This window comes from Paraburkholderia bengalensis (assembly GCF_037126505.1).
In the GTDB taxonomy this organism is placed as follows: Bacteria; Pseudomonadota; Gammaproteobacteria; order Burkholderiales; family Burkholderiaceae; genus Paraburkholderia; species Paraburkholderia bengalensis.
This window is the reverse complement of sequence record NZ_JACFYJ010000007.1, coordinates 89,576-114,595: the sequence shown is the minus strand read 5'-3', so window position 1 is coordinate 114,595 and position 25,020 is coordinate 89,576. Positions and strand designations below refer to the sequence as shown.

The window sequence follows — 25,020 nt, the reverse complement described above, 5'->3', positions numbered from 1 at the left end:
GCCCGTCCTACCTGGCCGTGGTCGCGTTGCCCAGTTCCTCGCGGATCGCCTCGCGCACCCATCTCAGCATTTCCGTTTCCAGCGCAAGCGCGACCTCGCGCGTGATCTGATTGACGAGCCACGTCGTGTGATCCTGGAACGCGTCGCGGCAACGCGCTTCGATCAGGTTGCGACCGTCGCCGTTCAGATACGTCGAGAAGCGGCCGCGCAAACGCTCGGCCAGCACATCGGCGTCGTAGTCGGATGCGGCGGCGGCATGGTTTGGATGTTCCGCATGCATCGCCACGGAACCGCTCTCGGGCGGCGCGACATAGTGTTCCGCCGTCGAGCCGGACGTGAACTCCGCCTCGCCAGGCACGAACTGCGCGGGTTCGCGCGCGGGCAGCGGCGCGGATGCCGCGATCGGCGGATGGTCCGTGCGCAGCGAAGGTTCGCGCCGCTCGGCAACGGGTTCGCGCGTCGGTTCTTGCACGGGTTCATATAAGGAATCGAGCACGGGAACGTCGTCATGCACGGACGGCTCAGGCGGCCCCGCATGCGCAGCCGTGTCCTCGGCCGGCTCGTGCGACCCCTCATGCCCCTTCGCGTGCCTGCGCCCGTGAGACGATTCGTGACCGTGGCCGCCGCTTCGCTTCGGGCGCTTCGTCCTCGCGTGCGGTTCGTGGCCCGTGACCATCACGTCGGTCAACAGGGGGATGTCTTGATCGAAAGGGTCGGAGGATTGGGACACGAAAGCACTCCCTTTAAGGATCGGACGAGCCGGATCTGCGCTAATCGGACAAGACCGCGCATCGAACGGACGGCATGCCGTCCGCGAGCGGTCAGGCGCCTTGCTTGTAGTTGTTCAGAGCATAGCCGCGGTCGCGATAGAAGCGATAGCGCTCGCGCCCCGCGGCCAGTTCGTCAGGCGCGTTGCCGACGATCTCCAGCAGCCGCTCGAAGCGCGCGAACTGCGGCGGCACCGTCGCGCTCAGGTTCAACAGTATCTGATGATGGGGCACATCGTCGAGCGACGATGCCAGCACGATGGGCGTCTGCGCCGCAAGCGGGCTCGCCGCCATGCAGTGCGGAATGAAGTCGAGGGCCGAGAAGGTCCACAGCTGCTCGTCGAACGCGCGCAGACGCGGCGGTTCGGCCAGCACGACGAGCGGCTGGCCAGCCTGATACGCCTTGCGCACGAGACGGCACGCATACTGCAGCGAATCGCCGACGTTCGAATGAAAGTCGATGCGGGTCATCGGCGACTCTGCTTCATTGCTGCACGCACGGGGGTACTGCGATGCGTCATTGTGCGGCGCGATCGATCAGGAATTGCGACAGCAGCGGCACGGGACGACCCGTCGCACCCTTGGCCGCGCCGCTCTTCCACGCCGTGCCCGCGATGTCGAGGTGCGCCCACGGATACGCTTCCGTGAAGCGCGACAGGAAGCAGGCTGCCGTCACGCTGCCCGCCGGACGCCCGCCGATGTTCGCGAGGTCCGCGAAGTTCGACTTCAATTGGTCCTGGTACTCGTCGTCGAGCGGCAGGCGCCATGCGGGATCGGCGGCTTCCTTCGAGGCGTCGAGCAGTTCGCCCGCGAGCGCGTCGTCCTTCGAGAACAGGCCGCTGTTGTGATGGCCGAGCGCGATGATGCACGCGCCCGTGAGCGTCGCGATATCGATCACGGCGGCGGGCTTGAAGCGCTCCGCGTACGTGAGCGCGTCGCACAAGATCAGGCGGCCTTCGGCATCCGTATTCAGCACTTCGATAGTGAGGCCCTTCATGCTGGTGACGATGTCGCCCGGCTTGGTGGCGTTGCCGGCGGGCATGTTCTCGCAAGTCGGGATGATGCCGACCACGTTCAGCTTCAGGCCCATTTCTGCGACGGCGCGCAGCGTGCCGAGCACGGAGCCCGCGCCGCACATGTCGTACTTCATCTCATCCATGCTGTCGCCGGGTTTCAGCGAGATGCCGCCCGTGTCGAACGTGATGCCCTTGCCGACCAGCACGACGGGCGCGGCCTTCGCGCCAGCGCCCTGATACTGCAGGACGATGAACTGCGGCGGCTCGACGGAGCCCTTGGTGACCGCGAGGAACGAGCCCATCTTCAGCGCTTCGATCTGCTTCTCGCCGAGCACTTCGACCTTCAGCTTCCAGTCCTTTGCCAGCTTCTTCGCGGTGCTGGCGAGGTAGGTCGGCGTGCAGACGTTGCCGGGCAGATTGCCGAGATCCTTCGTGAGGTCCATGCCGTTGGCGAGCGCGACGCCCTGCTTCACGGCGAGTTTCGCCAGTTTCTCGTCGGCGGCGTCCACGCTGAAGACGATGCGCTTGAGTGCGCGCGCGCCCGTGTCAGGCTTGCTCTTCATCTGCGTGAATTTGTACGTCAACTCGCGCAGCGCGAGGATCGCCGCGCGCACCGCCCAATCCGACGAGCGCTCCTTGACAGGCGCCTGCGCGAGCGTGAAGGTGACCTGCACGACCTTCGTGCCGAGGACCGCGCGCCACGCGGCGCGCACGGCGTCGCCGTACGCTTTCTGCGTGAACGCATCCTGTTTGCCGAGGCCGACCAGCAGCACGCGCGATGCGCCGATGCCCTGCACTTCGTGCAGAAACACCGTGCTGCCGATCTTGCCGTCCATGTCGCCCGCTTTCACGATGCGCGTGAGCAGGCCCTTGGTGGCCGCGTCGATTTCCAGCGCCGCGCCCGACAGCGTTTGCGACTCGAACACGCCGATCACGATGCAATCCGATTTACCGGTAAGGAACCCGTTGGTCGAGCCTTTGCTCCAATCACAGGCTTTTATGCTAAAGTCCATCGCGCTTGTCCTCGGATAAAATCTGGGCTTAGGATGAAAGCCGCAATTATCCGCTATTTTTCCCGCGGCGGCTGCACGGAAGGCGCGATGGGGCCCAACCCCGCCGTCCGCCGAAGCGCCCCCTCTCTTCATCAACCATGATTTTTGAACGCTCTCTCCAGCGCGAACTGGCGTACACGGCTGGTGCCGTGTTCATGGTTCTGCTCACGCTGGTTCTGACGACGATGATGATCCGCATCGTCGGCTTCGCGGCGTCCGGTGAGATCGATCCGCGCGACGTGCTCGTGCTGATCGGGCTGACGGTCATCGGCTATCTCGCGATCATGCTGGTCGCGACGCTGTTCGTGTCGATCCTGTTCGTGCTCACGCGCTGGTACAAGGATTCCGAAATGGTCGTGTGGCTCGCCTCGGGCGTGAGCCTCACGCGCTTCATCAAGCCGATCGGCCTGTTCGCGACGCCCATCATCATTCTCATCGCGTTCTTCGTGTTCGTCGGCTGGCCGTGGTCGAACCAGCAGAGCAAGCTGATCCGCGCGCGCTTCCAGCAGCGCGACGAGGTGTCCCTGCTCGCGCCCGGCCAGTTCCGCGAATCGGCCGTGAGCCATCGCGTGTTCTTCATCGAGAAGATGTCGCCCGATCAGAGCCACGTCGAGAACGTGTTTGTCACGAGCACGGAAAACGGCAAGGTGAACGTGGTCGTGTCGAAGAACGGCCACACCGAAACGCAGAAAAACGGCGACCGCTTCGTCGTGCTCGAAAACGGCCGGCGCTACGACGGCGAGCCGGGCCATCCCGACTTCCGCATCATGGAGTTCGAGCGCTACGGCGTGAAGATCCAGAGCCAGCCCGTGGTCAGCACGCCGTCCACCACGGGCACGCCCACGCTCGACCTGTTCCGCGACCCCACTCGCCAGAATCTCGCCGAGTTCGCATGGCGCGCGGGGCTGCCGCTGATCGGCCTCAACCTGATGCTGCTCGCCATTCCCCTCGCGCACCAGAACCCGCGCCGCAGCCGCACGATCAATCTGGTGATGGCCGTGCTGATCTATCTGACGTATTCGAACCTGCTGAATGTCGTGCAGTCGTGGATCGAGCAAGGCAAGGTCTCGTTCGGCGTGGGCCTCGTCGGGCTGCATATCGTTGTCGCGGCGATCGTCGTGTTCATCTTCTGGCTGCGGGTGCGCAACCGGCCGCTCTTCACGCGCGCGATGTTCAGCCGCCACGGCGTCGGCTCGAACCGTCCGGCGCAGGGAGCGTGACCGATGCGCATCTATGAAAGGTACTTCGCGCGCCAGATCTACCTCACGTTCATCTTCATCCTGTTTGCGTTTTCGGGTCTGTTCTTTTTCTTCGACCTGATCAACGAACTGAACTCGGTCGGTCACGGCAACTACAAGTTCCAGTACGCGGTGCTGCGCGTCGCGCTGCAGACGCCGTCGCGCTTCTACGAAATCATTCCCGTCGCCGCGCTGATCAGCGCGATCTACGTGTTCGCGCAGATGGCGGCGAATTCGGAATACACGATTTTCCGCGTATCGGGCCTCGCAACCAATCGGGCGCTGCGTTCGCTGCTGAAGATCGGAATTCCGCTCGTGATCCTCACGTACATCATCGGCGAAGTGGTCGGGCCGTACACGGATCAACTGTCCGAACGCGTGCGGCTGGAGGCGCTGGGCTCGTCGGTGTCGAGCAACTTCGAGTCGGGCGTCTGGGTGAAAGACACGCTGACGGCCCGCGCCGACGGCGAGCAGGTGACGCGTTTCGTCAACGTCGGCCAGTTGCAGCCGGACGCGACCATCTCCAACGTGCGCATTTACGAGTTCGACTCGAAGTTTCGTCTGTCGAACGTGCGCATTGCGAAGTCGGGCAAATATCAGCCGCCGGGCCACTGGATGCTGACGGACGTCACGGATACACAACTGATCGACGTCGCGCCCGACGCTGGCAAGCCTACCGACGCACTGAACCCGGTGTATCGCGCGAAGCAGGTCACGCTGCCTGAATATTCGCTTCGCTCGGAACTGACGCCGCAGATTCTCTCCGTGCTGCTGGTCGCGCCGGAGCGGATGTCGATGTTCAATCTGTTCCGCTACATCCAGCACTTGACCGAGAACCATCAGGACACGCAGCGCTACGAAATCGCGCTGTGGCGCAAGCTGCTCTATCCGTTCGCGGTGTTCGTGATGCTGGTGCTGTCGCTGCCGTTCGCGTATCTGCATACGCGCGCGGGCGTGGTCGGCATGAAGGTGTTCGGCGGGATCATGCTCGGCATGAGCTTCCAGCTGTTCAACACGCTGTTCTCGCACATCGGCAATCTGAACACCTGGCCCGCGCCGTTGACGGCAGCGACGCCCGCGCTGATCTATCTCGTGCTTGGGCTCGTCGGGCTCAAGTGGGTCGACAGGCATTAGATTTTTGGAGCGCCCACTCATGGCATCTCACGGAATCGTGCTGTTCGCGCATGGCGCCAGAGATGCCCGCTGGGCCGAGCCTTTCGAGCGTCTCTCGACCCGCTTGCGGGCCTTACGCGGCCCTTCCGCTGGGCCGGTTTCCCTCGCCTTTCTCGAACTGATGTCGCCCGATCTGCCGACAGCCGTCGCTGAACAGGCCGCCGCGGGCGTATCCATCGTGACCGTCGTGCCCGTATTCTTCGGCCAGGGCGGACATATCCGGCGCGACTTGCCCGCGATTCTCGATCAGTGCCGCGCGGCCAATCCCACAGTTGAAATCCGTTGCTCCACGGCTGTCGGCGAAGACGACGAAGTCATCGAGGCGATTGCCGCGTATTGCCTGCGGCAGACTTCGTCATAACGGCGCGCGCCCGCTCAACGCATCGCATCGAACACGATTCTCGCGGCCTCGGCGACGATCTCGCTGCGCGGCGGCGTTTCCTTCGGCATCACGCCCGTGAAATAAATCGCGACAACGAACGGCGCAGCGCCAGGCGGATAGACGGCGGCGACGTCGCTGGCCGTGCCGTAATCGCCGCTGCCCGTCTTGTCCGCCACGCGCCAACCCGTCGGCACCGCGGCGCGGATGCGTCCGGCGCCCGTCGTGTTCCCGAGCATCCACGCATTCAACTGTTCGCGCTGCGGGCGGCCGAGCACGTCGTCGGCGAGCAGGCACTTTTGCGCATCGAGCATCATGGCGCGCGGTGTTGTGGTGTCGCGCATGTCGCCGGGCACCGACGCGTTGAGGTCCGGTTCGTTGCGCACGAGATCGAACCACGTGTCGCCGATCGAGTTCGCGAATTCGTTCAACACTTCGGGGCCGCCGAGCGCCGTCAGCAGCAGGTTGGCCGCCGTGTTGTCGCTGTGCTGTAGCGCCGCCGCACAGAGTTCGCCGATCGTCATGCCGTCGCGCGCCCGTGCCTGCGTAACGGGCGAATTGACCACCAGGTCGGATTCACCGAAACGCACGCGCTCGTCGAGCAGACTGCGTTCGGCCATGCTGCGCTTCAGGATCAACGCAACGGCCAGGAGCTTGAACGTGCTGCACATCGGAAAGCGTTCCGACTCGCGATAACTGACAACGGCGCCATCGGCCGTATTGAGCGCGGCCACGCCGAGCCTTCCGCCGCTCGTCGATTCGAGCTTTTCGAACTGCTCATGCGCAGCGAGATTGATCGATACGGATGAAGCCGGTTGCGCGCGCACGCCGATCATGGGGCTTGCCGCCAGCGCAATGAGCAACGAACGGCGCAGAGAAGAAAAGGACATGAGCCAGGGCTGGATGCGAAGCGAAACGCAATGTTATCGCAACGCTCATGCCTGGCCGATGCCTGAAAGACGATCGGCCGCATTCACTCGCGCGAATGCGGCCAATCCGGAAACAACGGTAAGCAATGATTCAAGCGACTCGCAACACCTGCTCGCCTGGCGCTCCCGCCGACGACGAAGCATCGGCCTCGCCCTGTACCACGCGCTCGGCGAACGCTTCGCCGATCATCAGCAGCGAAGGTTGCGACGCGTCGAGCCATAATTGTGCGTCGCCGGCTGCGAGGCCGTCGAGCGTCAGCGTCAGCATGCGCTCGCGCGGCGTCGAGCACGCTTCGACGATGGCCACAGGCGTCGAACCCGCGCGGCCCGCGTCGATCAACTGCTGCGCGATCTCGGGCGCGCTGTCGCGGCCCATGTAGAACACCAGCGAGTCGGCGTTCACCTGCTCGCGGATTTCGGCGGTATCGGGCGCACGGCTGTGCGTCGCGAGCGCGACGCTGCGCGACACGCCGCGCAACGTCAGCGAACGGCGCAGCGATGCCGCGCTCGCCAGTGCCGCCGTGATGCCCGGCACGACTTCGTACTCGATGCCCGCTGCTTCGAGCGCGCGCATTTCTTCATCCGCGCGGCCGAACAGCATCGGGTCGCCGCCCTTCAGCCGCACGACGATGTCATGCGTTAGCGCCGCGTCGACGATCTGCTTGTTGATGAACTGCTGCGCCGTCGAGCGCTGGCCGCAACGCTTGCCGACCGCAATCTTGCGCGCGTTCGGCGCGTAGTCGAGCATCGCAGGCTCGACGAGCGCGTCGTGCAGCACGACGTCGGCGCGTTCGAGCAGCCGCGCGCCGCGGACCGTGATCAGGTCCGCCGCGCCCGGTCCCGCGCCGATCAGATAGACCTTGCTCATATGCCCTTCAAGCCTTACGCCGACACCGCGCGGATCATGCCCGCCGCGACCGTGTGATGCGTCGCTTCGTCGATCAGCACGAACGCGCCCGTGCCCGGATGCGTGTCGTACTCGTCGGCGACGAGCGGCTTTTGCAGCGTCAGCGACACGCGGCCGATATCGTTCATCGCCAGTTCGTGGCGGTCCGTCGCATGCGACAGCGTGTGCACGTCGAGCACCTGCTGGATGCCGCCGATACGCGCGAACACCGTATTGGTGGTCTGCTTCAGCAGATACTTGCGGGCCGTCGACAGCGGCGTTTCGTCGAACCAGCAGAGATCGGCTTCGAGCTTCTTCGCAGGCTGCACGGGCGCCGACGCCAGCACGAACGTATCGCCGCGCGACACGTCGACGTCTTCCGCGAGACGGATCGTCACCGTCTGGCCCGCGAACGCGCGGTCCACTTGCGCCGTCCCGCCCGGCACGGGCGCGATAATTTCAGCGACGGTCGCCTGGCGGTTCGCCGGCAGCACGGTGATCGCATCGCCGAGCTTCACTTCGCCCGATTCGATGCGGCCCATGTAGCCGCGGAAATCGTCGGCCTGGCTACCGTCCTGACGCGCAACCCACTGCACCGGGAAACGCAGCGCTTCGTGCGTCGCCGTATCGACGGGCAGCGCTTCGAGCACATCGAGCAGCGGCTCGCCCGCGTACCACGGCATGCGCTCGCTGGCCGTGACGATGTTGTCGCCCTTCAGCGCCGACACGGGCACGAAGCGCACGTCGTTCAGACCGAGTTGACGGGCCAGCGCGACATACGCATCGCGAATCTCGTTGAAGCGTGCTTCGCTGTATTCGACGAGGTCCATCTTGTTGATCGCGACGATCACATGCTGCAAGCCGAGCAGCTTGACGATCGCGCTATGACGCTTGGTCTGCGGCAACAGTTGTGTTTCGTTGTTCTCGAACGTGACGCGCGTGGCGTCGACGAGAATGATGGCCGCGTGCGCCGTCGATGCGCCCGTCACCATGTTGCGTGTGTACTGCTCGTGGCCCGGCGTGTCGGCGATGATGAACTTGCGCTTGGCCGTAGCAAAGTAGCGGTACGCGACGTCGATCGTGATGCCTTGCTCGCGCTCGGCTTCGAGGCCGTCCGTCAGCAACGACAGATCGATTTCGTCGCCGACCGTGCGCTTGTTCTTCGCGCGCGACAGCGCCGACAGTTGGTCCGACAGCACAGCCTTGCTGTCGTACAGCAGGCGGCCGATCAGCGTGCTCTTGCCGTCGTCGACGCTGCCAGCCGTGATGAAACGAAGCACGCCGAGGTCTTCAGGTTGATGAATGCTCATAGTCGTCTTACTCTCGTGTGCCTTAGAAATAACCTTGCTTCTTGCGCTGTTCCATCGCCGCTTCCGACGTCTGGTCGTCCATGCGCGTCGCGCCGCGTTCCGTGATTTCCGTCACGGCCGTTTCAGCGATGATCTTTTCCACATCGTCCGCATCGCTTTCGACGGGGCACGTGCAACTGATATCGCCCACCGTGCGGAAACGCACCAGCGCTTCTTCGCTCGACTCGCCTTCGCGGATCGGCGTGAGCGGCGTCACGGGCACGAGCAGGCCGTTGCGGCGCACGATCTCGCGCTTGTGCGCGTAGTAGATCGACGGCAGTTCGAGGTTCTCGCGGGCGATGTATTGCCACACGTCGAGTTCCGTCCAGTTCGAAATCGGGAACACGCGCAGGTGTTCGCCCTGATGCAGACGCGCGTTGTACAGGCTCCACAGTTCGGGGCGCTGCGCCTTCGGGTCCCACTGGCCGAATTCGTCGCGGAACGAGAAGATCCGCTCTTTCGCGCGCGCCTTTTCTTCGTCGCGGCGCGCGCCGCCGATCATCGCCGTGTAGCCGTATTGCTCGATGGTTTCGAGCAGCGTGACGGCTTGCGCGGCGTTGCGCGAATCCGTTTCGCGGCGCAGGCGCACGGTGCCCTTCCTGATCGAATCTTCGACGTGACCGACCACGAGTTCAGCGCCGATTTCCTTCGCACGGCGATCGCGGAAGTCGATCACTTCGTCGTAGTTGTGGCCCGTGTCGATGTGCACGAGCGGGAACGGCAGCTGCGTCTTGCGGTTCGCGCCGAGGCCGAACGCCTTCAACGCGAGCGCCAGCACGACGACGGAATCCTTGCCGCCCGAGAACAGCAGCGCAGGCTTGCTGCACTCGGCAACCAGTTCGCGCAGGATGTGAATGGATTCGGCCTCGAGCCAGTCGAGGTGATCCATCCGGTTCGCCGTGACGTTCAGCGGTGCGTTGACAGTGGAATCGAGCGTCGTGCTCATGTTCAGTCCTTCGTTGGTTCGTGCCGCAGGTTCGGGTTCTCACCAGATGTGTGCGGCACGAGAAGATTCAATCGAAACTCTGTTTCTGCGTTCGCGTGCGAGTCAGCGCAGCGGCGACGCGTTCTCCGAAATCACCGTGACGGGGATCGTCGTGATGTGCAGTCCGCATTCCTTCGTATCGCGCGACTCCCACCACCAGCGCCCTGCCCGGCTGTCCTCGCCGGGGCGCACGGCGCGCGTACACGGCTCGCAGCCGATGCTCGGGTAACCGCGCGCATGCAGCGGATTCACGGGCACGTCGAACGCTTTCAGGTATGCCCACACATCCGCTTCCGTCCAGTCCGCGAGCGGGTTGTACTTCGCGATGTTGCGTGCGTGATCCTGCTCTTCCTCGTGCAGTTCCGCGCGCGTCACCGACTGCTCGCGACGCTGGCCCGTCACCCACGCACCGACATCGGCGAGCGCGCGGTTTAGCGGCTCGACCTTGCGGATTTCGCAGCAGCGCTTGCGCAGATCGATGCTTTCGTAGAACGCGTTGAGGCCGTGCTGCTTCACGTATTCGTCGACGGCATCCGTTTGCGGATGAAACTGCTCGATCTCGTAGCCATAACGCTCGCGAACACGGTCGAGCATGCCGAGCGTCTCGGCATGCAGCCTGCCCGTGTTCAGCGAGAAGATGCCGATCTTCACCTCGCGCGACAGGATCGCATGCGTCAGCAGCATGTCCTCCGCCGCGAGGCTGCTCGCGAACTTGACCCTGTCATGACGCTGCGCGATCGAGTCGAGCAGCGCATCGAGCCGCTCGATCTTCGCTTGCAGCTCAGGCGTGACTTGCGCTGCGCCCGTCATACGGAAGCCTTTTGCGCAGCGGCAGCAGCATTTTCGCGGCGGCGGAACAGCGGCGACGGATCGTCGAACGCGCCCTGGTATTGCACGGTGAACTCGGTGAACGCCTTGAGCGCGTCGTGAATGTCCTTGTCGGCGCGTAGTGCGTACGCGTTGAACCCGCAGCGCTCGTAGAAGCGCAACTGATCGCGCAGCACGTCGCCGATCGCGCGAATCTCGCCCTTGTAACCATAGCGCTCGCGCAGCAGTCGCGCGGTGCTATAGCCGCGGCCATCGCGGAACACGGGGAAATCGACTGCTATCAGCGCGACCTTGTCGAAGTCCGCGACGATGTCGGCGGGTTCGTTGTCCGGCGCGAGCCACACGCCGATTTCCTGCGCACCGCGCGAAGCCGTCAGTTCGTTGCGCGAGGCTTGCCACAACGCGAACGGAACAATGATCTTGCCTGCGGGCAGGTCAGCAACTGCGGGCAGCGTGCCGTCTTCGGCTGCGCGGACTACCGTGAAGTCGTCTTCGACGATTGCGCGGTCCTTGATAATCGATGCCATCTGCTAATCCTTGTTCTCGTTACGCGTGAGCCGGTTGACGCGATGCGTACACGCGTTCCTTGAACGGCGCGATGCCGATGCGGTTGTACGTGTCGATGAAGCGTTCGCCGTCGATGCGGTTTTCGACGAACGTCTCGATCACCTTCGATACCACGTCCGGCATTTCTTCCGCCGAGAACGACGGGCCGATTACGCGGCCGAGCTTCGCGCCGTCGTGACCCGTGCCCTGCTCGCCGCCGAGCGACACCTGATACCACTCGGAGCCGTCCTTGTCGACGCCCAGCACGCCGATGTTGCCGACGTGATGGTGACCGCACGAGTTCATGCAGCCCGAGATGTTCAGCGACAGGTCGCCCAGGTCGTAGACGAAGTCCGCGTTGTCGAAACGTTCCTGGATTGCTTGTGCAATCGGGATCGATTTCGCGTTCGCGAGCGAGCAGAAGTCGCCGCCCGGGCACGCGATGATGTCGGTCAGCAAGCCGATGTTCGGCGTCGCGAATCCTTGCGCCTTGGCTTTTTCCCACAGCGCGTACAGATCGCGCTTCTTCACGTTGGCGAGAATCAGGTTCTGTTCGTGCGATACGCGGATTTCGCCGAGCGAGTATTCGTCGGCCCAATCGGCGACGGCGTCCATCTGCTTGTCGGTGGCGTCGCCGGGCGCGATATCGCGCGGCTTCAGCGAAATCGTCACCGACGCATAGCCCGACACGCGGTGCGGACGCACGTTGCGCTCGACCCAGCGCGCGAACGGCTTGCTTTCGAGCAGATGCTTCTCGAACGATGCATCGGTGTCCGGCAGCTTCTCGTAGACGGGCGGTTGGAAGTACTGCGACACACGCGCAACTTCCGCTTCCGTCAGCGTCGACGGGCCGTCCTTCAGGTGTTGCCATTCCTCTTCGACCTGCTGCGCGAACTTCGCGGGCGAGAGCGCCTTCACGAGAATCTTGATACGCGCCTTATACAGGTTGTCGCGGCGGCCGTAGCGGTTGTACACGCGCAGCACGGCTTCGCAGTACGTCAGCAGATGCTGCCACGGCAGGTCTTCCTTGATGATCGCGCCGATGATGGGCGTGCGGCCCAGGCCGCCGCCCGCGAGAATGCTCGCGACCACTTCGCCCGCGTCGTTCTTCTTCAGATAGACGCCGAGGTCGTGAATCTGCACGGCCGCGCGGTCTTCCTTCGTGCCCGAGACTGCGATCTTGAACTTGCGCGGCAGCCACGCGAATTCCGGGTGGAACGTCGACCATTGACGCATGATTTCCGCCCACGGACGCGGATCGACGATTTCGTCGGGCGCGACGCCCGCGAACTGATCGGCCGTGATGTTGCGGATGCAGTTGCCCGACGTCTGGATGCCGTGCATCTGGACGGACGCGAGCTTGCGGAGAATTTCGGGCGTGTCTTCGAGCTGAATCCAGTTGTACTGGATGTTCGAGCGCGTCGAGAAGTGGCCGTAGCCGCGGTCGTGCTCGCGCGCGATGGTCGCGAGCATGCGAAGCTGGTCGCTGCGCAGGTTGCCGTACGGAATCGCGATGCGGTGCATGTACGCGTGACGCTGCATGTACAGGCCGTTTTGCAGGCGCAGCGGACGGAACTCTTCTTCGCTCAATTCGCCCGACAGACGGCGGCGAACCTGGTCGGCATACTGCGCGACGCGTTCGTCGACGATGGTCTGGTCGTACTGATCGTATTGGTACATTCGGGGACCCCAGGGTTTGTTCGTCTCACACGACGCGGCGTTCCGGTTACGCCGCGCTTCGGATTCGTCTTCATCAGTCTGCTTTGAGCGAGACGGCCGCTAGCCGTTTAGACGCATCGCTCATTTGCTAATGACAAAAACAGATATCCATATTGGAAAAACTGGACAAATCGTAATAAACTCGCCTTATATTTCAAACGACTAAAAAATTCTTTTGATATGCGGCGAGGTTATATATGAACCTGCATCAGTTTCGCTTCGTGCGGGAGGCCGTGCGCCAGAATTTCAACCTGACGGAAGCTGCCAAGGCGCTGTATACGAGTCAGCCGGGCGTGTCCAAGGCGATCATCGAGCTGGAGGACGAGCTGGGCGTCGAAATCTTCACGCGGCACGGCAAGCGCGTGCGTTCACTGACGGAGCCGGGTCGGATCATTCTGGCATCCGTCGAGCGGATTCTTCAGGAGGTTGAGAGCCTGAAGCGCGTCGGTAAAGATTACGCGGCGCAGGATCAGGGCAATCTGGTGATCGCCGCGACCCACACGCAGGCGCGCTACTCGCTGCCCGCCGCCATCGCCGAGTTCAAGAAACGCTTCCCGAAGGTGCATCTGTCGATCCTGCAAGGCAGCCCGACGCAGGTCGCGGAACTGGTGCTGCACGATCAGGCGGACGTCGCGATCGCGACGGAGGCGATCTCCACGTATAAGGAGCTGGTGTCGCTGCCCTGCTTCACCTGGCACCACCTCGCCGTGATGCCCGCCGACCATCCGCTGCTCGAACGCAAGCTGCTGTCGCTCGACGATCTGACCCAATATCCGCTGATCACGTACGACAACGCGTTCGCCGGCCGCACCAAGATCAACGACGCGTTCCGCCTGCGGGGCCTGCACCCCGACATCGTGCTCGAAGCGATCGATGCGGATGTCATCAAGACATACGTGGAGCTGGGGCTGGGCGTCGGCATCATGGCCGACATCGCGTTCAACGCCGAGCGCGACCGCCATCTGCGCGCCATGCCCGTCGGGCATCTGTTCGGCAGCAACGTGACGCGCGTCGCGCTGAAACACGGCGCGTATCTGCGCAGCTATGTGTATACGTTGGTCGAACTGCTGTCGCCGAACCTGAACCGCAAGCTCATCGAGCAGGCGCTCAAGGGCGAGCACGAGACGTACGAGCTTTGAGTTTTTCGAATCGCCATTTTTGAGCCGCCGCTTTTGACCAGTTATAACAACAGCCACGTTATCCGCCAGGAGATCTTTCGCATGTCGTCGCAGAAGAATAAATTCAAACGCACCCTGACCCGCGTCGCCGCGCTCGGCGCGCTTTGCTTCGCCGCCGCCGCGCACGCAGACATCAAGGTCGGCATCGATCTGTCGAGCACGGGACCCGCCGCCGCCATCGGCATCACCAGCAAGAACGCGATGCTGATGTGGCCGAAGACGATTGCCGGCCAGAACGCACAGTACATCATCCTCGACGACGGCTCCGATCCCGGCAACGCAGTCAAGAACATCCGCAAGCTGATCAACGAAGATCACGTCGATGTGATCGTCGGTCCGAACATCACGCCCGCCGCGATGGCCGCGCTCGATCCCGTCGCCGAAAGCCAGACGCCGATGATCACGCTGATCGGCTCGGCCAGTGTGGTCGAACCGCAGGAAGGCAAGAAGATCTGGGCGTTCAAGATGGCGCAGACGGACAGCGCGATGGCCGACGTGATGACGCGCTACATGTCGAATCACAACGTGAAGACGGTCGGCTTCATCGGTTTCGCCGACAGCTACGGCGACAGCTGGCTCAACGAGTTCACGAAGTTCGCCGCGCTGCGCCATATCCAGATCGTCGCGACGGAGCGCTTTAACCGCACCGACGCGAGCGTGACGGGCCAGATCCTGAAGCTGATGGCCGCGAAGCCGGACGCCGTGCTGATCGCGGGCGCGGGCACGCCGACGGTGCTGCCGCAGCGCACGCTCGTCGAGCGCGGCTACAAGGGCAAGTACTATCAGACGCACGGCATCGCGACGCCGGAGTTCATCAAGCTCGGCGGCAAGGACGTCGAGGGCACGCTGTTCCCGACGCAGCCCGTGGTCGTCGCGCGCACGCTGCCCGCCGATCATCCCGCGAAGAAGGCCGCGCTCGCGTTCGTCAACGCGTACGAAGGCCAGTACGGTCCGAACTCGGTCACGCAGTTCGCAGGCGATGCGGCGGGTGTCTATCCGCGTTTGCAGGACGCCGTGGCGCGCGCGCTAAAGACGGCGCAGCCGGGCACGCCCGAGTTCCGCGCGGCCTTGCGCACCGAACTCGAACATGCGCATGAACTGGTGGTGCCGAACGGCGTCGTGAATACGAGCGCGAAGGATCACGTCGGGCTGGATCAGCGCGCGAGCGTGATGGGGATCGTCAAGGACGGGAAGTTTACTTACTTGAGCCAGTAAGCGAACCTGCCATCGGTTTGCCCGCCCGATGCAGCAGCGGCCGGCGCCTCGCGCGTTCCGGCCGTTGCGATTGGCGATGCAAATTTGCGATCTGCGATTAAAAGCGTAACGCGAGCGTAACGCCAGCGTCACGCCAGCGTCACGCCAGAAACGCCACCGCCTCGTCGATCACGCTGCGCCAATCCCCCGTCAGCGTCTGACGCAGCGGCTTCAGGTTGTCTATCCACGGCGACGAATCGCCCTCGATGCCCCAACGCCATTCGCTCGCGACGTTCAGCGGCACGATGGTCATTTTGCCCAGCATCACGCTGAGATTCGCGACGCCCGAATCGACGGCCACCACGGCATCCAGCTGTTCGATGCATGCGGCCGTCTGCGCGAACGTGCCGATGCCGGGCTCATAAACGCTGATATTCCCCGACGGCACGCCCGCAAACCCTTGAACGGCGGGATGATGCAGGCTCACGAAATGCCGCTTCGCCGCGACGGACGGATGTGTCACCAGACGGTCTACTTCGGCGAGCGGCAAACTGCGCCGGATCGCCGAGCAGCGCATCACCGCGCCGACTTCATGCGCATGCCGCTGGTTGCAGTCCCAGAAAATGCCGACTAGCGATTTGCCCGCCTGCGCCGCGCGAAGCTCGCGTGCCCAGGCGGCAGCCGTTTCGCGCTCGGCGTCGGGCGCGCGCAGATACGCGGGAAAGAAAGGCGACGGCAACGGCGATTGCCGCGCGGCCAGCAGCGGCACATGAAGCAATGTCGCGTGCAGATCGGGCCCGAACTCGCGCATCCGTGCAACGAGCTCATCAGGCAACGTTTCCGGACTATGCAAAGGGCGCGGCGCGCTCACGACGAGACAATCGGGCAGCGACGCCTGCAACAGCGAATGCACCTGCGGGTCGCAGGTCACCATCAGGTCCCCGCCCGCCGCCCGCCACTGCGCGAGACCCGCGAACAGCAGGAACTGATCGCCGAAACCCATCTGATGGGTGATCAGCACGCGCTTGCCGCGCAGATCCTGTTCGCCCGACCACGCTGGGATATCGTCCGGCCGGTACGTGCCGCTGTCGCCGCGATTGCGCGCGAGCCACGTTTCGAAGCCCAACGGCCGCGCCGCGCGCAGCAACGCCTCGCCATACCGATGCTCGGCCGTGTGCGCGAACCATTCGCGCGCAGCCGCCGCCTGCTGCCATGCATCGCGCAGCATCGCGATGCCGCGTTCGAGATCGCCCGACATCACGAGGCTCTGGCCCAGACTCATTGCGTAATACGCGGGCTTCCACGGCAACGCGGCGAAGTGGCGCCATGTCGCCACGGCGTCGAAATGACGGCCGAGCAGCGTCAGCGCATGCGCGCGCCAGTTGACGAAGTGAAGATCGCGCGGCTCGATGGCGAGCGCGCGCTCGGTGTACGGCAGAAGTTCGTCGTCGCGCTTGTGCTCGATCAGCGCAAGGCACACTGCGCGCAGGCGCTCGATATCATCCGGCGCGCGGGCGAGCGCGTCGAGCGCGTCCTGAGGAGATGACATGGATGAGATGGGCTCCGACGTTGTACGCAAAAAGCCGGCCACCAGCAACCGATAGCACCGACCGGCGCGCGAGTATACGTCGTAGAATCGTGCGGCAATCTCAAAACTTAACGCCCTGCGCGGCAGCCCACGATCATGCGTACGACCCGAGCCATCCATGCCGTCGAACGGCTAAAGACCCGCAGCGGCAATCCGCGCTTCGCGGCCATCAGCCTGTCGGGCGGGCTGTTCTATCTGGTCGACCGGTCGGACGGCACGGACCGGAAGGTGTCCGATCCGCTGCCGCTCGACGAGTTCGTGAAGTTCGTCGACGCCTACGGCCCGAAAAAGCCGCGCAAAGTCAGCAAGCTCGATCTCGCATTCGAAGAGCAGATCAAGCGCAGCAAGAGCTGACGACTCACTTCGCCGCCTAGCCGTTGTTCACGCGTGTGTACGCCAGCTTCGCGTGGCTGTCGAACACGGCATCGATGAAGCGCAGGCCCGCCACGCCGTCGTCGACGGTGGTCAGCAAACGGCTTTCGGCTGGCGGCGGCAAACCCGCGTCGATGGCCTCGATCTGCAGCGCGGCATCCTTGTACAGTTGCGCGAACGCTTCCAGATAGCCTTCGGGATGACCGGCGGGCACGCGTGTCGCGTGGCGCGCCACGGCACTGTCGACGCGTGCGCGCGTGAACGTCTGTGTCGCGCCCGCAAGCGGCGTAAACAGCAGTTCGTTCGGGTTCTCCTGATCGAACGCGATGCCGGCCTTCGTGCCGTACACGCGCAGACGCAGCGCATTCTCCTCACCGCTCGCCACCTGACTCGCCCACAGCATGCCGCGCGCGCCGTTGCCGTAGCGCAGCATCGCCTGAATGTGGTCGTCGACCGGGCGGCCTTCCACAAACGTGTGCAGCTCCGCCGCAATCTCGACGGGCAGCATGCCCGTGGCAAAGGCCGCGAGGTGATAGGCATGCGTGCCGATGTCGCCGAGGCAGCCCGCGCGGCCCGCCTGCTTCGGGTCGGTGCGCCACACCGCCTGGCGGTTTTCGCCCGTCAGCTCGATGGGCTGTGCAAGCCAGTCCTGCGCATATTCGACCTGCACGACGCGCACCTCGCCGATCTCGCCGCGATCGATCAGTTCGCGCGCGTAGCGCATCATCGGATAGCCCGAGTACGTATGCGTCAGCGCGAACAACCGGTTTTTCTCGCGCGCGAGCCTGGCGAGCGCCTCGCCTTCTTCGAGCGTCATCGCCAGCGGCTTGTCGCAGATCACGTGGATACCCGCCTGCAGAAACGCCGTCGCGACGGGCGCATGCAGATGGTTCGGCGTGACGATCGCGACGGCATCGATGCCGTCGTCGCGCGCGGCCTCGGCACGCGCCATCTCGCTCCAGCTCGCGTAGCTGCGCGCGATGTTCGCCTCGTCGGCGCTCGCCTGCGCGCGCTGCGGGTCCGACGACAGCGCGCCCGCCACCCATTCGAAGCGATCGTCGATACGCGCAGCGATCCGGTGCACGGCGCCGATGAACGCGCCCTGCCCGCCGCCGACCATGCCCAGCCTGAGTCTCCGTGTCATCGTCTGCTCCTGTTGGCGAGTGTCACAGGCCGAGCACGCGCTTCAGTTGCCCGGCATTCGCGCCGCTGTCCGCGAAGTCGTCGAACGCACGCTCGGCCACGCGGATGATGTGCTGCGCGATGAACGCCGCGCCCTCGCGCGCGCCGTCTTCGGGATGCTTCAGCGCGCACTCCCATTCGAGTACCGCCCAGCCCGGATAATCATATTGCGCCATCTTCGAGAAGATGGCCTTGAAGTCGACCTGCCCGTCGCCGAGAGACCTGAAGCGTCCCGCGCGCTCGAGCCAGCCGCTATAGCCGCCATACACGCCTTGCCGTCCGTCTGGACGGAACTCGGCATCCTTCACGTGGAAGCACTTGATGCGCTCGTGATAGATATCGATGAACGCGAGGTAATCGAGTTGCTGCAGCACGTAATGGCTCGGATCGAACAAGATATTTGCGCGAGCGTGGTCCTTCACGACGGACAGAAAACGCTCGAACGTCACGCCGTCGTGCAGATCCTCGCCGGGATGCAGTTCGTAGCACACGTCGACGCCTGCTTCGTCGAACGCATCCAGAATAGGCGTCCAGCGGCGCGCGAGTTCGTCGAACGCGGTCTCGATGAGGCCCGCGGGGCGCTGAGGCCACGGGTACACGTACGGCCACGCGAGCGCCCCCGAAAAGGTCACATGCGCAGTGAGACCCAGACGCTGCGACGCCTTCGCGGCCCACTTCATCTGCTGCATCGCCCATTGCGTGCGCGCGGCGGGATTGCCGCGCACCTGTGGCGCGGCGAAACCGTCGAACAGCACGTCGTACGCGGGATGCACGGCGACCAGCTGCCCTTGCAGATGCGTCGCGAGTTCGGTGATGACGACGCCCTCATCGGCGGCGACGCCCAGCAGGTCATCGCAATAGGTCTGGCTCGACGCTGCCTGCTCGAGATCGATGAGGCGCGGATCGGCGGGCACCTGTATGCCCTTGTAGCCGAGCCGCGCCGCCCATCCGGCGAGATGCGCGAGATTGTCGAACGGCAGTGCGTCCCCCACAAACTGCGCGAGAAAAATGGCTGGACCCTTGATCGTTTTCATCGTGCTTCTCCCGTCGATGGAGTGGAGCGGCGCCGCCTGCGCTCGCCGGCGAGACGAACGCGGCGCGCGCCACGTGGGATTGCGTCTGTGGCTCAGAACGGCGAATCGGGGAAGTAGAAGTCCTTCGCGTTCTCCTTCGTGATCAGCACGGACGGAATGATCGTCGTGGGCGGCAGCTTGTCGCCCTTGAGGCGTGCCTCCGCCGTCAGCTTGATCGCGTCGTAGATGAACTTCGGCGAGTACGACACGTCGGCCTGGATCAGCGGCGCGCCGTCCATCACGTTCTTCACCATGCCCTTCGAGCCCGCGCCGCCGAACACGATCTTGATGTCGGTGCGCTTGGCCTGATCGATCGCCTTCATCACGCCGACGGCCATGTCGTCGTCGGCGGCCCAGACGGCGTCGATGTGCTTGAAGCGCGTGAGGTAGTCCTGCATCACCTTGAACGCGTCGTCGCGATTCCAGTTGGCGTACTTCGCATCGAGAATCTTGATGTTCGGATAGTTCTTCAGCACACCCGTGAAGGCTGTCCAGCGTTCGTTGTCGAGCGTGGTCGGAATGCCGCGCAGCGCGACGATGTCGCCCTTGCCGCCGAGCGCCTTCGCCAGATACTCGGCGGGAATCTTGCCGAACGCGGTGTTGTCGCCGGCGACATAGGCGTCTTGCGCGCTCGTATCGGTGAGGCCGCGATCGACCACCGTCACGTAGACGCCTTTCTTCTTCACCTGCGCAACGGGCTGCGTGAGCGACGCCGACTCGTACGGAAAGATCACCAGCGCGTTGATCTTGTTGACCGTCACGAGATCCTGCAACTGGTTCGCCTGCTCGGGCGCGTTGGCCGCGGTCTTGACGATTACTTTCAGGTCGGGATGTGCTTTCTCCAGATCGGCCTTGGCCTTGTTCGCCCACCAGACGATGCCGCCCGTGAAGCCGTGATCGGCTGTCGGGATGGCAACGCCGAGCGTGACCTTGTCGTCGGCGCGCGCGGCGCCCGTCGTGAGGCTCAACATGCTGAGCGCCAGCATTCCGGCGCCGACTGCGCGAATGATCTGCTTCATGGTTGTGTCTCCTGGTTTTGGCTGCTGTTGCACTGCGGTGCCCTGGGCGGGCGGTGTTGGTGTTCGGTTGATTGCTGTGCAGGCTGTTGCCGTTTTGCTTTTGCTTTTGCTTTCGCGGGCATCCGCGATATGTCTTTGCTGCACAAGCGTTGCCCCTGTGCGGGGCGGCAGTTACTTTCTTTGCCGCCGCAAAGAAAGTAAGCAAAGAAAGCGGTCTCACACCACCAATTTTTGACACCTACCCACGGGCTCTCAACGTGCCCGTGCTTCGCACTCAAGCTTGCTCGTTCATGTCCGTCGCAAGCGCTCCGAATAGCCGTCTCACCCACGTCACGCGCAACCGATGCGGCCCGCCGCGTCGGCGCTCCTGCGCCCCCTTGCGGCAAACGATGTGTCGGCCGTCTCGTAGCACAGGAAACCATCGCGCAGCGATGCCTTTGTCCTGTGCGGGCATTGCCGCGTGCGGCGCGACAACCTGCATACGTTTGCCGCAAATGGGCCCGACGCGTTCGACTCCGTTCGCCGTCATACGCACGCACGAAGCGGGTGATGCAATTCATCAACGTGTTGGCAACGCACGTGAGCGGGTGCGATGCCGCGCGAGGCGCGGGGACGTCGGGGGCCCGTGGGTAAGGGACAGGAGTTAGCGGTGTTAGCCCGCTTTCTTTGCTTACTTTCTTTGCGGCGGCAAAGAAAGTAACTGCCGCCCCGCACAGGGGCAACGCTTGCGCAGCAAAGACATATCGCGGATGCCAGAGAAAGCGAAAGCGAAAGCAAAACCACAAAAGCCCGCGCAGCCAACCCCGCATCGCGGATGCCGACGCAAACCGCAAACCATCGTGCCGCCGCACAGGCAACGAGCCCATCACCCTTACCTCCGCCCACGCTGCAAAAACGCCACAACAATAATCACGACGCCCTGAACAGCGGCATTCAGATACACGCTAATAATGCTGGTGAGGTTGAGAATATTGGCGATAACGGACAGCAGAATCGCCCCGATCACGGTGCCCACCACGCGCCCTTCTCCCCCCCTTGAGCGCGGTGCCGCCCACCACCACCGCCGCGATGGCTTCCAGTTCCCACAACAACCCCGTCGTCGGCGTGGCGGAACCGAGCCGCGGCACGTATAAAACCGTCGCCACGCCCACGCAGATTCCCAGCAGCACATACGTCACGATCTTCACGGTATCGACGCGAATCGCCGCATAGCGCGCAACCTGCTCGTTCGAACCGATCGCCTGCACATGCCGGCCGAATGCCGTCCGGTTGAGGATCAGCGCGCCGCCCGCCGCGACGACGAGGAACACCCAGATCGGCACGGGCACGCCGAACAGGCTCGCGTAATAGACCGGGCCGTAAAGGTCGGACAGGTTGTTGTCGAGCGTGAGCGCGCCGCCGTCGGCGAGCCACGTGAGCACCGCCCGAAAAATGCCGAGCGTGCCGAGCGTGACGATGAACGGCTCGATGCGCCCTTTCGTGATCAGCAGTCCATGCGCGCAGCCGAACACGCCGCCGAGCACGAACGCACTCGCAATGCCGATCAGCACGATGGTCAGCGGCGCGAACGCGTGACTGCCCGGCGCCGCCGCCAGCAGGTTCATCAGCCAGATCATGATGCCCGCGATCAGCGCCGCCATCGAACCGACAGACAGATCGATGCCGCCCGAAATGATCACGAACGTCATGCCGACCGCGATGATGCCGATGAACGACGTGCGCGTGAGCACGTTCATCATGTTGTCGACGGTGGCGAAGTCGCGATTGAGCAGTGTGCCCGCGATGCACAGCACGATCAGCCCGGCGAGCGGCCCGAGACCATGCAGACGATGCGCAAGGCGCATCGCGCGCCCGCCTGGCGCGGTGTCAGTGTGTGCCGGTCGCATGAGCGATCAACTCCTCTTCGGTCAGATGGTCGAGGCCGAGCGTCGCCTGCAGGCGGCCGGCGCGCATCACGGCGACGCGATGGCACAGCCCGATCAGCTCGATCAGTTCGGATGAAATGACGATCACGGCACGCCCTTCGGCGGCGAGCCGGTGAATCAGAAAATAGATGTCGCGCTTGGCGCCGATGTCGACGCCGCGCGTCGGCTCGTCGAGCACGATCACGTCCGGATTCGGCTGCAGGAACTTGGCGAGCGCGAGCTTCTGCTGGTTGCCGCCCGACAGCATGCGCGCGCGGCTGCCCAGATCGCCCGTGCGAATACCGAATTCGCGCACGGCACGCGTCAGCGCTTCGCGCCCCGCCTTCATGTCGAGCAGCGGATGGGCGTAGCGTTCGAGCGTCATCAGCGTGAGGTTGTCCTGCAGGCTCAGGTTCACATGCAGCCCCTTGCCCTTGCGGTCCTCGCTCAGATACGTGAGGCCGCGCCGCATCGCGTCGCGCGGACTGTGCAGCTCGGCCTTGCGCCCCGCGATTTCGACTGCGCCCGACGTGTGCTTGCGCAAGCCGATGATCGCCTCGAATGCTTCCGTGCGGCCCGCGCCCACCAGTCCCGCGAAGCCGAACACTTCCCCCGCGCGCACTTCGAAGCTCAGATCGTCGACCCAGTCGGGCACGCTCAGATGCGCCACTTTCAGCGCGATGGGCGCGGTGGCGGCGGGCGGCGATTTGTCGGGAAACATGTCCGACAGCTCGCGCCCGACCATCAGGTTCGCCATCTGCTGACGCGCGAGCAGCGCCGTCTCGCTGCGCGCGACGAAACGGCCGTCGCGCATCACGATCACTTCGTCGGTGATGTGCTCCACTTCGTCGAGCTTGTGCGAGATATAGACGATGGTCACGCCGTCGGCCTTGAGCTTCGTCATCAGCGCGAACAGACGCTCGGTCTCCGACGGCGTGAGCGTGGCCGTCGGCTCGTCCATGATGAGCAGCCGCGCGCGCCGCGACAGCGCCTTCGCGATCTCCACCATCTGCTTTTCCGCGACGATCAGATCGCGCACTTTCGTGTCGGGCTGCTTGTGCAAGCCGACCTGCGCGAGATAGCGCTTCGCTTCGTTGCGCATCGCCGCGTCGTCGACGAACAGCCCCTTGCGCTTCTCGTGGCCCAGGTACATGTTCTGCGCGATCGTCAGATGCTCGGCAAGATTGAACTCCTGGTGAATCAGCACGATGCCCGCGGCTTCCGCATCGCGCGAACCGGTGAAGTGCTGCGCGTGGCCGTCGATCAGCACGTTGCCGTCCGTAGCCGATTCGTAGCCCGCGAGTATCTTCATCAGCGTCGATTTGCCCGCGCCGTTTTCGCCGAGCAGGCCGTAGATGCGCCCGGGCGCAATGTCGAAGCTCACGCCGTGCAGCACGCGCACGGGACCGAAGTCCTTGCGGATGTCGTCGAAGCGGACGGCGAGACTCATCGTGGCGGCCCTCTCATGCGCTCTGTCTGATCACGAGCCGATGCGGCAGCAGCACCCCCGGCACGTGTTCGGTGGGGTTCGCGAGCCGTCGCAGCAACAGGCGCGCGGCCGTTTCGCCGAGCTCGCGCATCGGCTGCGCGATCGTCGTGAGAGGCGGCTCGATTTGCGCCGCCAGCGAAATGTCGTCGAAGCCCACGACGGCGACGTCGTTGGGCACGCGCTTACCCACGCTGCGCAAGCCCGCGATCACGCCGATCGCGAGCGTGTCCGACACGGCGAAGATCGCGTCGGGCGCGTCGGCGTACGTCATCAGCCGCGCCGCCGCCGACGCGCCCGCTTCGTAGTCGAGGCTGTTCACGTTCAGCCGCCAGCGTTCGTCGGCAGCGACGCCCGCATCGCGCAGCGCGTCGAGATAGCCTTGCTGGCGCTGCTGCGCGTACAAATAGTGATCGTCGGAATTGATCAGCGCGATGCGCCTGTGGCCGCGCGCGAGCAGATGGCGCACGGCGTCGCCCGCCGCGCCGTAGTTGTCGATGCCGACATACGGCACGCCCACCGATGAATCGAACTCGCAGCATGCCACCCACGGCAGCGCGTTCGATTCCTCCGCCAGCGCCTGCTGGACCGTGGCGGGATCGAGACAGATCGCGCCGTCCGCGCGGCGGCGGCGCAGCAGGTCGAAATAGCTGCGCTCGCGGCCCGGATCGGCGCCCGTATCGGACAGCAGCATGAAGTAGCCGTGCTGCCGCGCGACCGAATCGATGCCGCGGATCACTTCGGCATAAAACGGATTGCCGACGTCGGGGACCATGGTGAGCAGCAGGCGGCTTACGGCCGTGCGCAGGTTGCGCGCGAGTTCATTGACGCGGTAGCCGCTCGTCGCGACGGCGGCGAGCACCTTGTCGCGCGTGGCCGGGCGAACGTTCGCATGCCCGTTGAGCACGCGCGACACCGTGGCGACAGAAACGCCCGCCTGCTCGGCGACGCCCGCGATCGACAACCCTTCCGATGCCGCGTGCAGCCCGCCGCGCGCGTCGGTCCCGGCTGCGCCGGACGGCGACGATAGCGGATCGGGCCGGGACGGTTTGCCCACCGACGGTTTGTCCACCGTGTCTCGCTCCTGGATGTAATCGATTACATTTTTGGTCGAGATCCGCGCGAACCGCAAGCCCGATTGCGTAGGGATTTACACC

The 25,020-nt window shown here is 64.3% G+C and carries 22 protein-coding genes and 1 pseudogene; 6 read left to right on the top strand and 17 right to left on the bottom strand.

Annotation, left to right across the window (positions count from 1 at the left end; all coding sequences use genetic code 11):
* Positions 1 to 7: 7 nt before the first annotated feature.
* The 3 genes from H3V53_RS07010 to H3V53_RS07000 form a co-directional block, all read right to left on the bottom strand.
* Positions 8 to 730: a DUF2486 family protein gene (locus H3V53_RS07010; RefSeq protein WP_336597337.1), complete on the bottom strand. Its 723-nt coding sequence runs from the start codon at positions 728 to 730 to the stop codon at positions 8 to 10.
* A gap of 91 nt (positions 731 to 821) precedes the next feature.
* On the bottom strand, positions 822 to 1,238 hold the full coding sequence (locus H3V53_RS07005; protein WP_336597336.1) for a DNA polymerase III subunit chi: 417 nt from the start codon (positions 1,236 to 1,238) through the stop codon (positions 822 to 824).
* A gap of 46 nt (positions 1,239 to 1,284) precedes the next feature.
* Positions 1,285 to 2,796, bottom strand: coding sequence for a leucyl aminopeptidase (locus H3V53_RS07000; RefSeq protein ID WP_336597335.1), 1,512 nt, complete (start codon positions 2,794 to 2,796; stop codon positions 1,285 to 1,287).
* Positions 2,797 to 2,933: 137 nt separating this feature from the next.
* On the opposite strand from H3V53_RS07000, the gene lptF reads away from it, so the two are divergent.
* From lptF to H3V53_RS06985, 3 genes are read left to right on the top strand one after another with little or no spacing between them, the layout of a single operon-like run.
* Positions 2,934 to 4,055, top strand: coding sequence for an LPS export ABC transporter permease LptF (lptF, locus tag H3V53_RS06995; RefSeq protein WP_336597334.1), 1,122 nt, complete (start codon positions 2,934 to 2,936; stop codon positions 4,053 to 4,055).
* Positions 4,056 to 4,058: 3 nt separating this feature from the next.
* Positions 4,059 to 5,207, top strand: a complete 1,149-nt coding sequence (lptG, locus tag H3V53_RS06990) for an LPS export ABC transporter permease LptG (protein ID WP_054919585.1) — start codon at positions 4,059 to 4,061, stop codon at positions 5,205 to 5,207.
* A 19-nt stretch (positions 5,208 to 5,226) separates the two neighbouring features.
* Positions 5,227 to 5,607, top strand: a complete 381-nt coding sequence (locus tag H3V53_RS06985) for a sirohydrochlorin chelatase (protein WP_336597333.1) — start codon at positions 5,227 to 5,229, stop codon at positions 5,605 to 5,607.
* 14 nt (positions 5,608 to 5,621) lie between these two features.
* On the opposite strand, the gene bla is transcribed toward H3V53_RS06985, so the two are convergent.
* The 7 genes from bla to H3V53_RS06950 form a co-directional block, all read right to left on the bottom strand.
* On the bottom strand, positions 5,622 to 6,515 hold the full coding sequence (bla, locus tag H3V53_RS06980; protein ID WP_336597332.1) for a class A beta-lactamase: 894 nt from the start codon (positions 6,513 to 6,515) through the stop codon (positions 5,622 to 5,624).
* Positions 6,516 to 6,645: 130 nt separating this feature from the next.
* A complete protein-coding gene (gene cobA / locus H3V53_RS06975) occupies positions 6,646 to 7,422 on the bottom strand; it encodes a uroporphyrinogen-III C-methyltransferase (RefSeq protein WP_336597331.1) in 777 nt (258 codons plus the stop codon).
* A gap of 14 nt (positions 7,423 to 7,436) precedes the next feature.
* Complete coding sequence (locus H3V53_RS06970) at positions 7,437 to 8,750, bottom strand: GTP-binding protein (protein WP_054919580.1); 1,314 nt, start codon at positions 8,748 to 8,750, stop codon at positions 7,437 to 7,439.
* A gap of 22 nt (positions 8,751 to 8,772) precedes the next feature.
* Positions 8,773 to 9,735 (bottom strand): sulfate adenylyltransferase subunit CysD, encoded by a 963-nt coding sequence (gene cysD, locus H3V53_RS06965; protein WP_054919578.1) that lies wholly within the window; start codon positions 9,733 to 9,735, stop codon positions 8,773 to 8,775.
* Between the two features lie 102 nt (positions 9,736 to 9,837).
* Positions 9,838 to 10,584, bottom strand: coding sequence for a phosphoadenylyl-sulfate reductase (locus H3V53_RS06960; protein ID WP_336597330.1), 747 nt, complete (start codon positions 10,582 to 10,584; stop codon positions 9,838 to 9,840).
* Positions 10,581 to 11,129, bottom strand: a complete 549-nt coding sequence (locus H3V53_RS06955; RefSeq protein WP_336597329.1) for a DUF934 domain-containing protein — start codon at positions 11,127 to 11,129, stop codon at positions 10,581 to 10,583. Before H3V53_RS06955 ends, H3V53_RS06960 begins: the two co-directional genes overlap by 4 nt.
* Positions 11,130 to 11,148: 19 nt before the next feature.
* Positions 11,149 to 12,828, bottom strand: coding sequence for a nitrite/sulfite reductase (locus H3V53_RS06950; RefSeq protein WP_054919572.1), 1,680 nt, complete (start codon positions 12,826 to 12,828; stop codon positions 11,149 to 11,151).
* A 236-nt stretch (positions 12,829 to 13,064) separates the two neighbouring features.
* On the opposite strand from H3V53_RS06950, the gene H3V53_RS06945 reads away from it, so the two are divergent.
* On the top strand, positions 13,065 to 14,006 hold the full coding sequence (locus H3V53_RS06945) for a CysB family HTH-type transcriptional regulator (RefSeq protein ID WP_054919571.1): 942 nt from the start codon (positions 13,065 to 13,067) through the stop codon (positions 14,004 to 14,006).
* A gap of 81 nt (positions 14,007 to 14,087) precedes the next feature.
* The gene (locus H3V53_RS06940) at positions 14,088 to 15,260 is read left to right on the top strand and encodes an ABC transporter substrate-binding protein (RefSeq protein ID WP_336597328.1); all 1,173 of its coding nucleotides are present in this window, start codon (positions 14,088 to 14,090) and stop codon (positions 15,258 to 15,260) included.
* Between the two features lie 139 nt (positions 15,261 to 15,399).
* Here H3V53_RS06940 and H3V53_RS06935 read toward each other — a convergent pair whose 3' ends face one another.
* Complete coding sequence (locus H3V53_RS06935; RefSeq protein ID WP_336597327.1) at positions 15,400 to 16,788, bottom strand: tetratricopeptide repeat-containing glycosyltransferase family protein; 1,389 nt, start codon at positions 16,786 to 16,788, stop codon at positions 15,400 to 15,402.
* Positions 16,789 to 16,923: 135 nt separating this feature from the next.
* Between H3V53_RS06935 and H3V53_RS06930 the strand changes: the two genes are divergently transcribed.
* On the top strand, positions 16,924 to 17,181 hold the full coding sequence (locus H3V53_RS06930; protein ID WP_336597326.1) for a hypothetical protein: 258 nt from the start codon (positions 16,924 to 16,926) through the stop codon (positions 17,179 to 17,181).
* Positions 17,182 to 17,197: 16 nt separating this feature from the next.
* On the opposite strand, the gene H3V53_RS06925 is transcribed toward H3V53_RS06930, so the two are convergent.
* From H3V53_RS06925 to H3V53_RS06900, 6 genes and pseudogenes are all read right to left on the bottom strand, one after another.
* On the bottom strand, positions 17,198 to 18,343 hold the full coding sequence (locus H3V53_RS06925) for a Gfo/Idh/MocA family protein (RefSeq protein WP_336597325.1): 1,146 nt from the start codon (positions 18,341 to 18,343) through the stop codon (positions 17,198 to 17,200).
* A gap of 22 nt (positions 18,344 to 18,365) precedes the next feature.
* The gene (locus H3V53_RS06920) at positions 18,366 to 19,415 is read right to left on the bottom strand and encodes a sugar phosphate isomerase/epimerase family protein (RefSeq protein ID WP_336597324.1); all 1,050 of its coding nucleotides are present in this window, start codon (positions 19,413 to 19,415) and stop codon (positions 18,366 to 18,368) included.
* Between the two features lie 92 nt (positions 19,416 to 19,507).
* Positions 19,508 to 20,473 (bottom strand): substrate-binding domain-containing protein, encoded by a 966-nt coding sequence (locus H3V53_RS06915; RefSeq protein WP_336597323.1) that lies wholly within the window; start codon positions 20,471 to 20,473, stop codon positions 19,508 to 19,510.
* An 871-nt stretch (positions 20,474 to 21,344) separates the two neighbouring features.
* Positions 21,345 to 22,359, bottom strand: a pseudogene (locus tag H3V53_RS06910) (ABC transporter permease).
* Positions 22,340 to 23,827: an ATP-binding cassette domain-containing protein gene (locus H3V53_RS06905; protein ID WP_054919557.1), complete on the bottom strand. Its 1,488-nt coding sequence runs from the start codon at positions 23,825 to 23,827 to the stop codon at positions 22,340 to 22,342. Before H3V53_RS06905 ends, H3V53_RS06910 begins: the two are co-directional and overlap by 20 nt.
* 13 nt (positions 23,828 to 23,840) lie before the next feature.
* Positions 23,841 to 24,935 (bottom strand): LacI family DNA-binding transcriptional regulator, encoded by a 1,095-nt coding sequence (locus H3V53_RS06900; RefSeq protein WP_419539441.1) that lies wholly within the window; start codon positions 24,933 to 24,935, stop codon positions 23,841 to 23,843.
* Positions 24,936 to 25,020 lie beyond the last annotated feature (85 nt).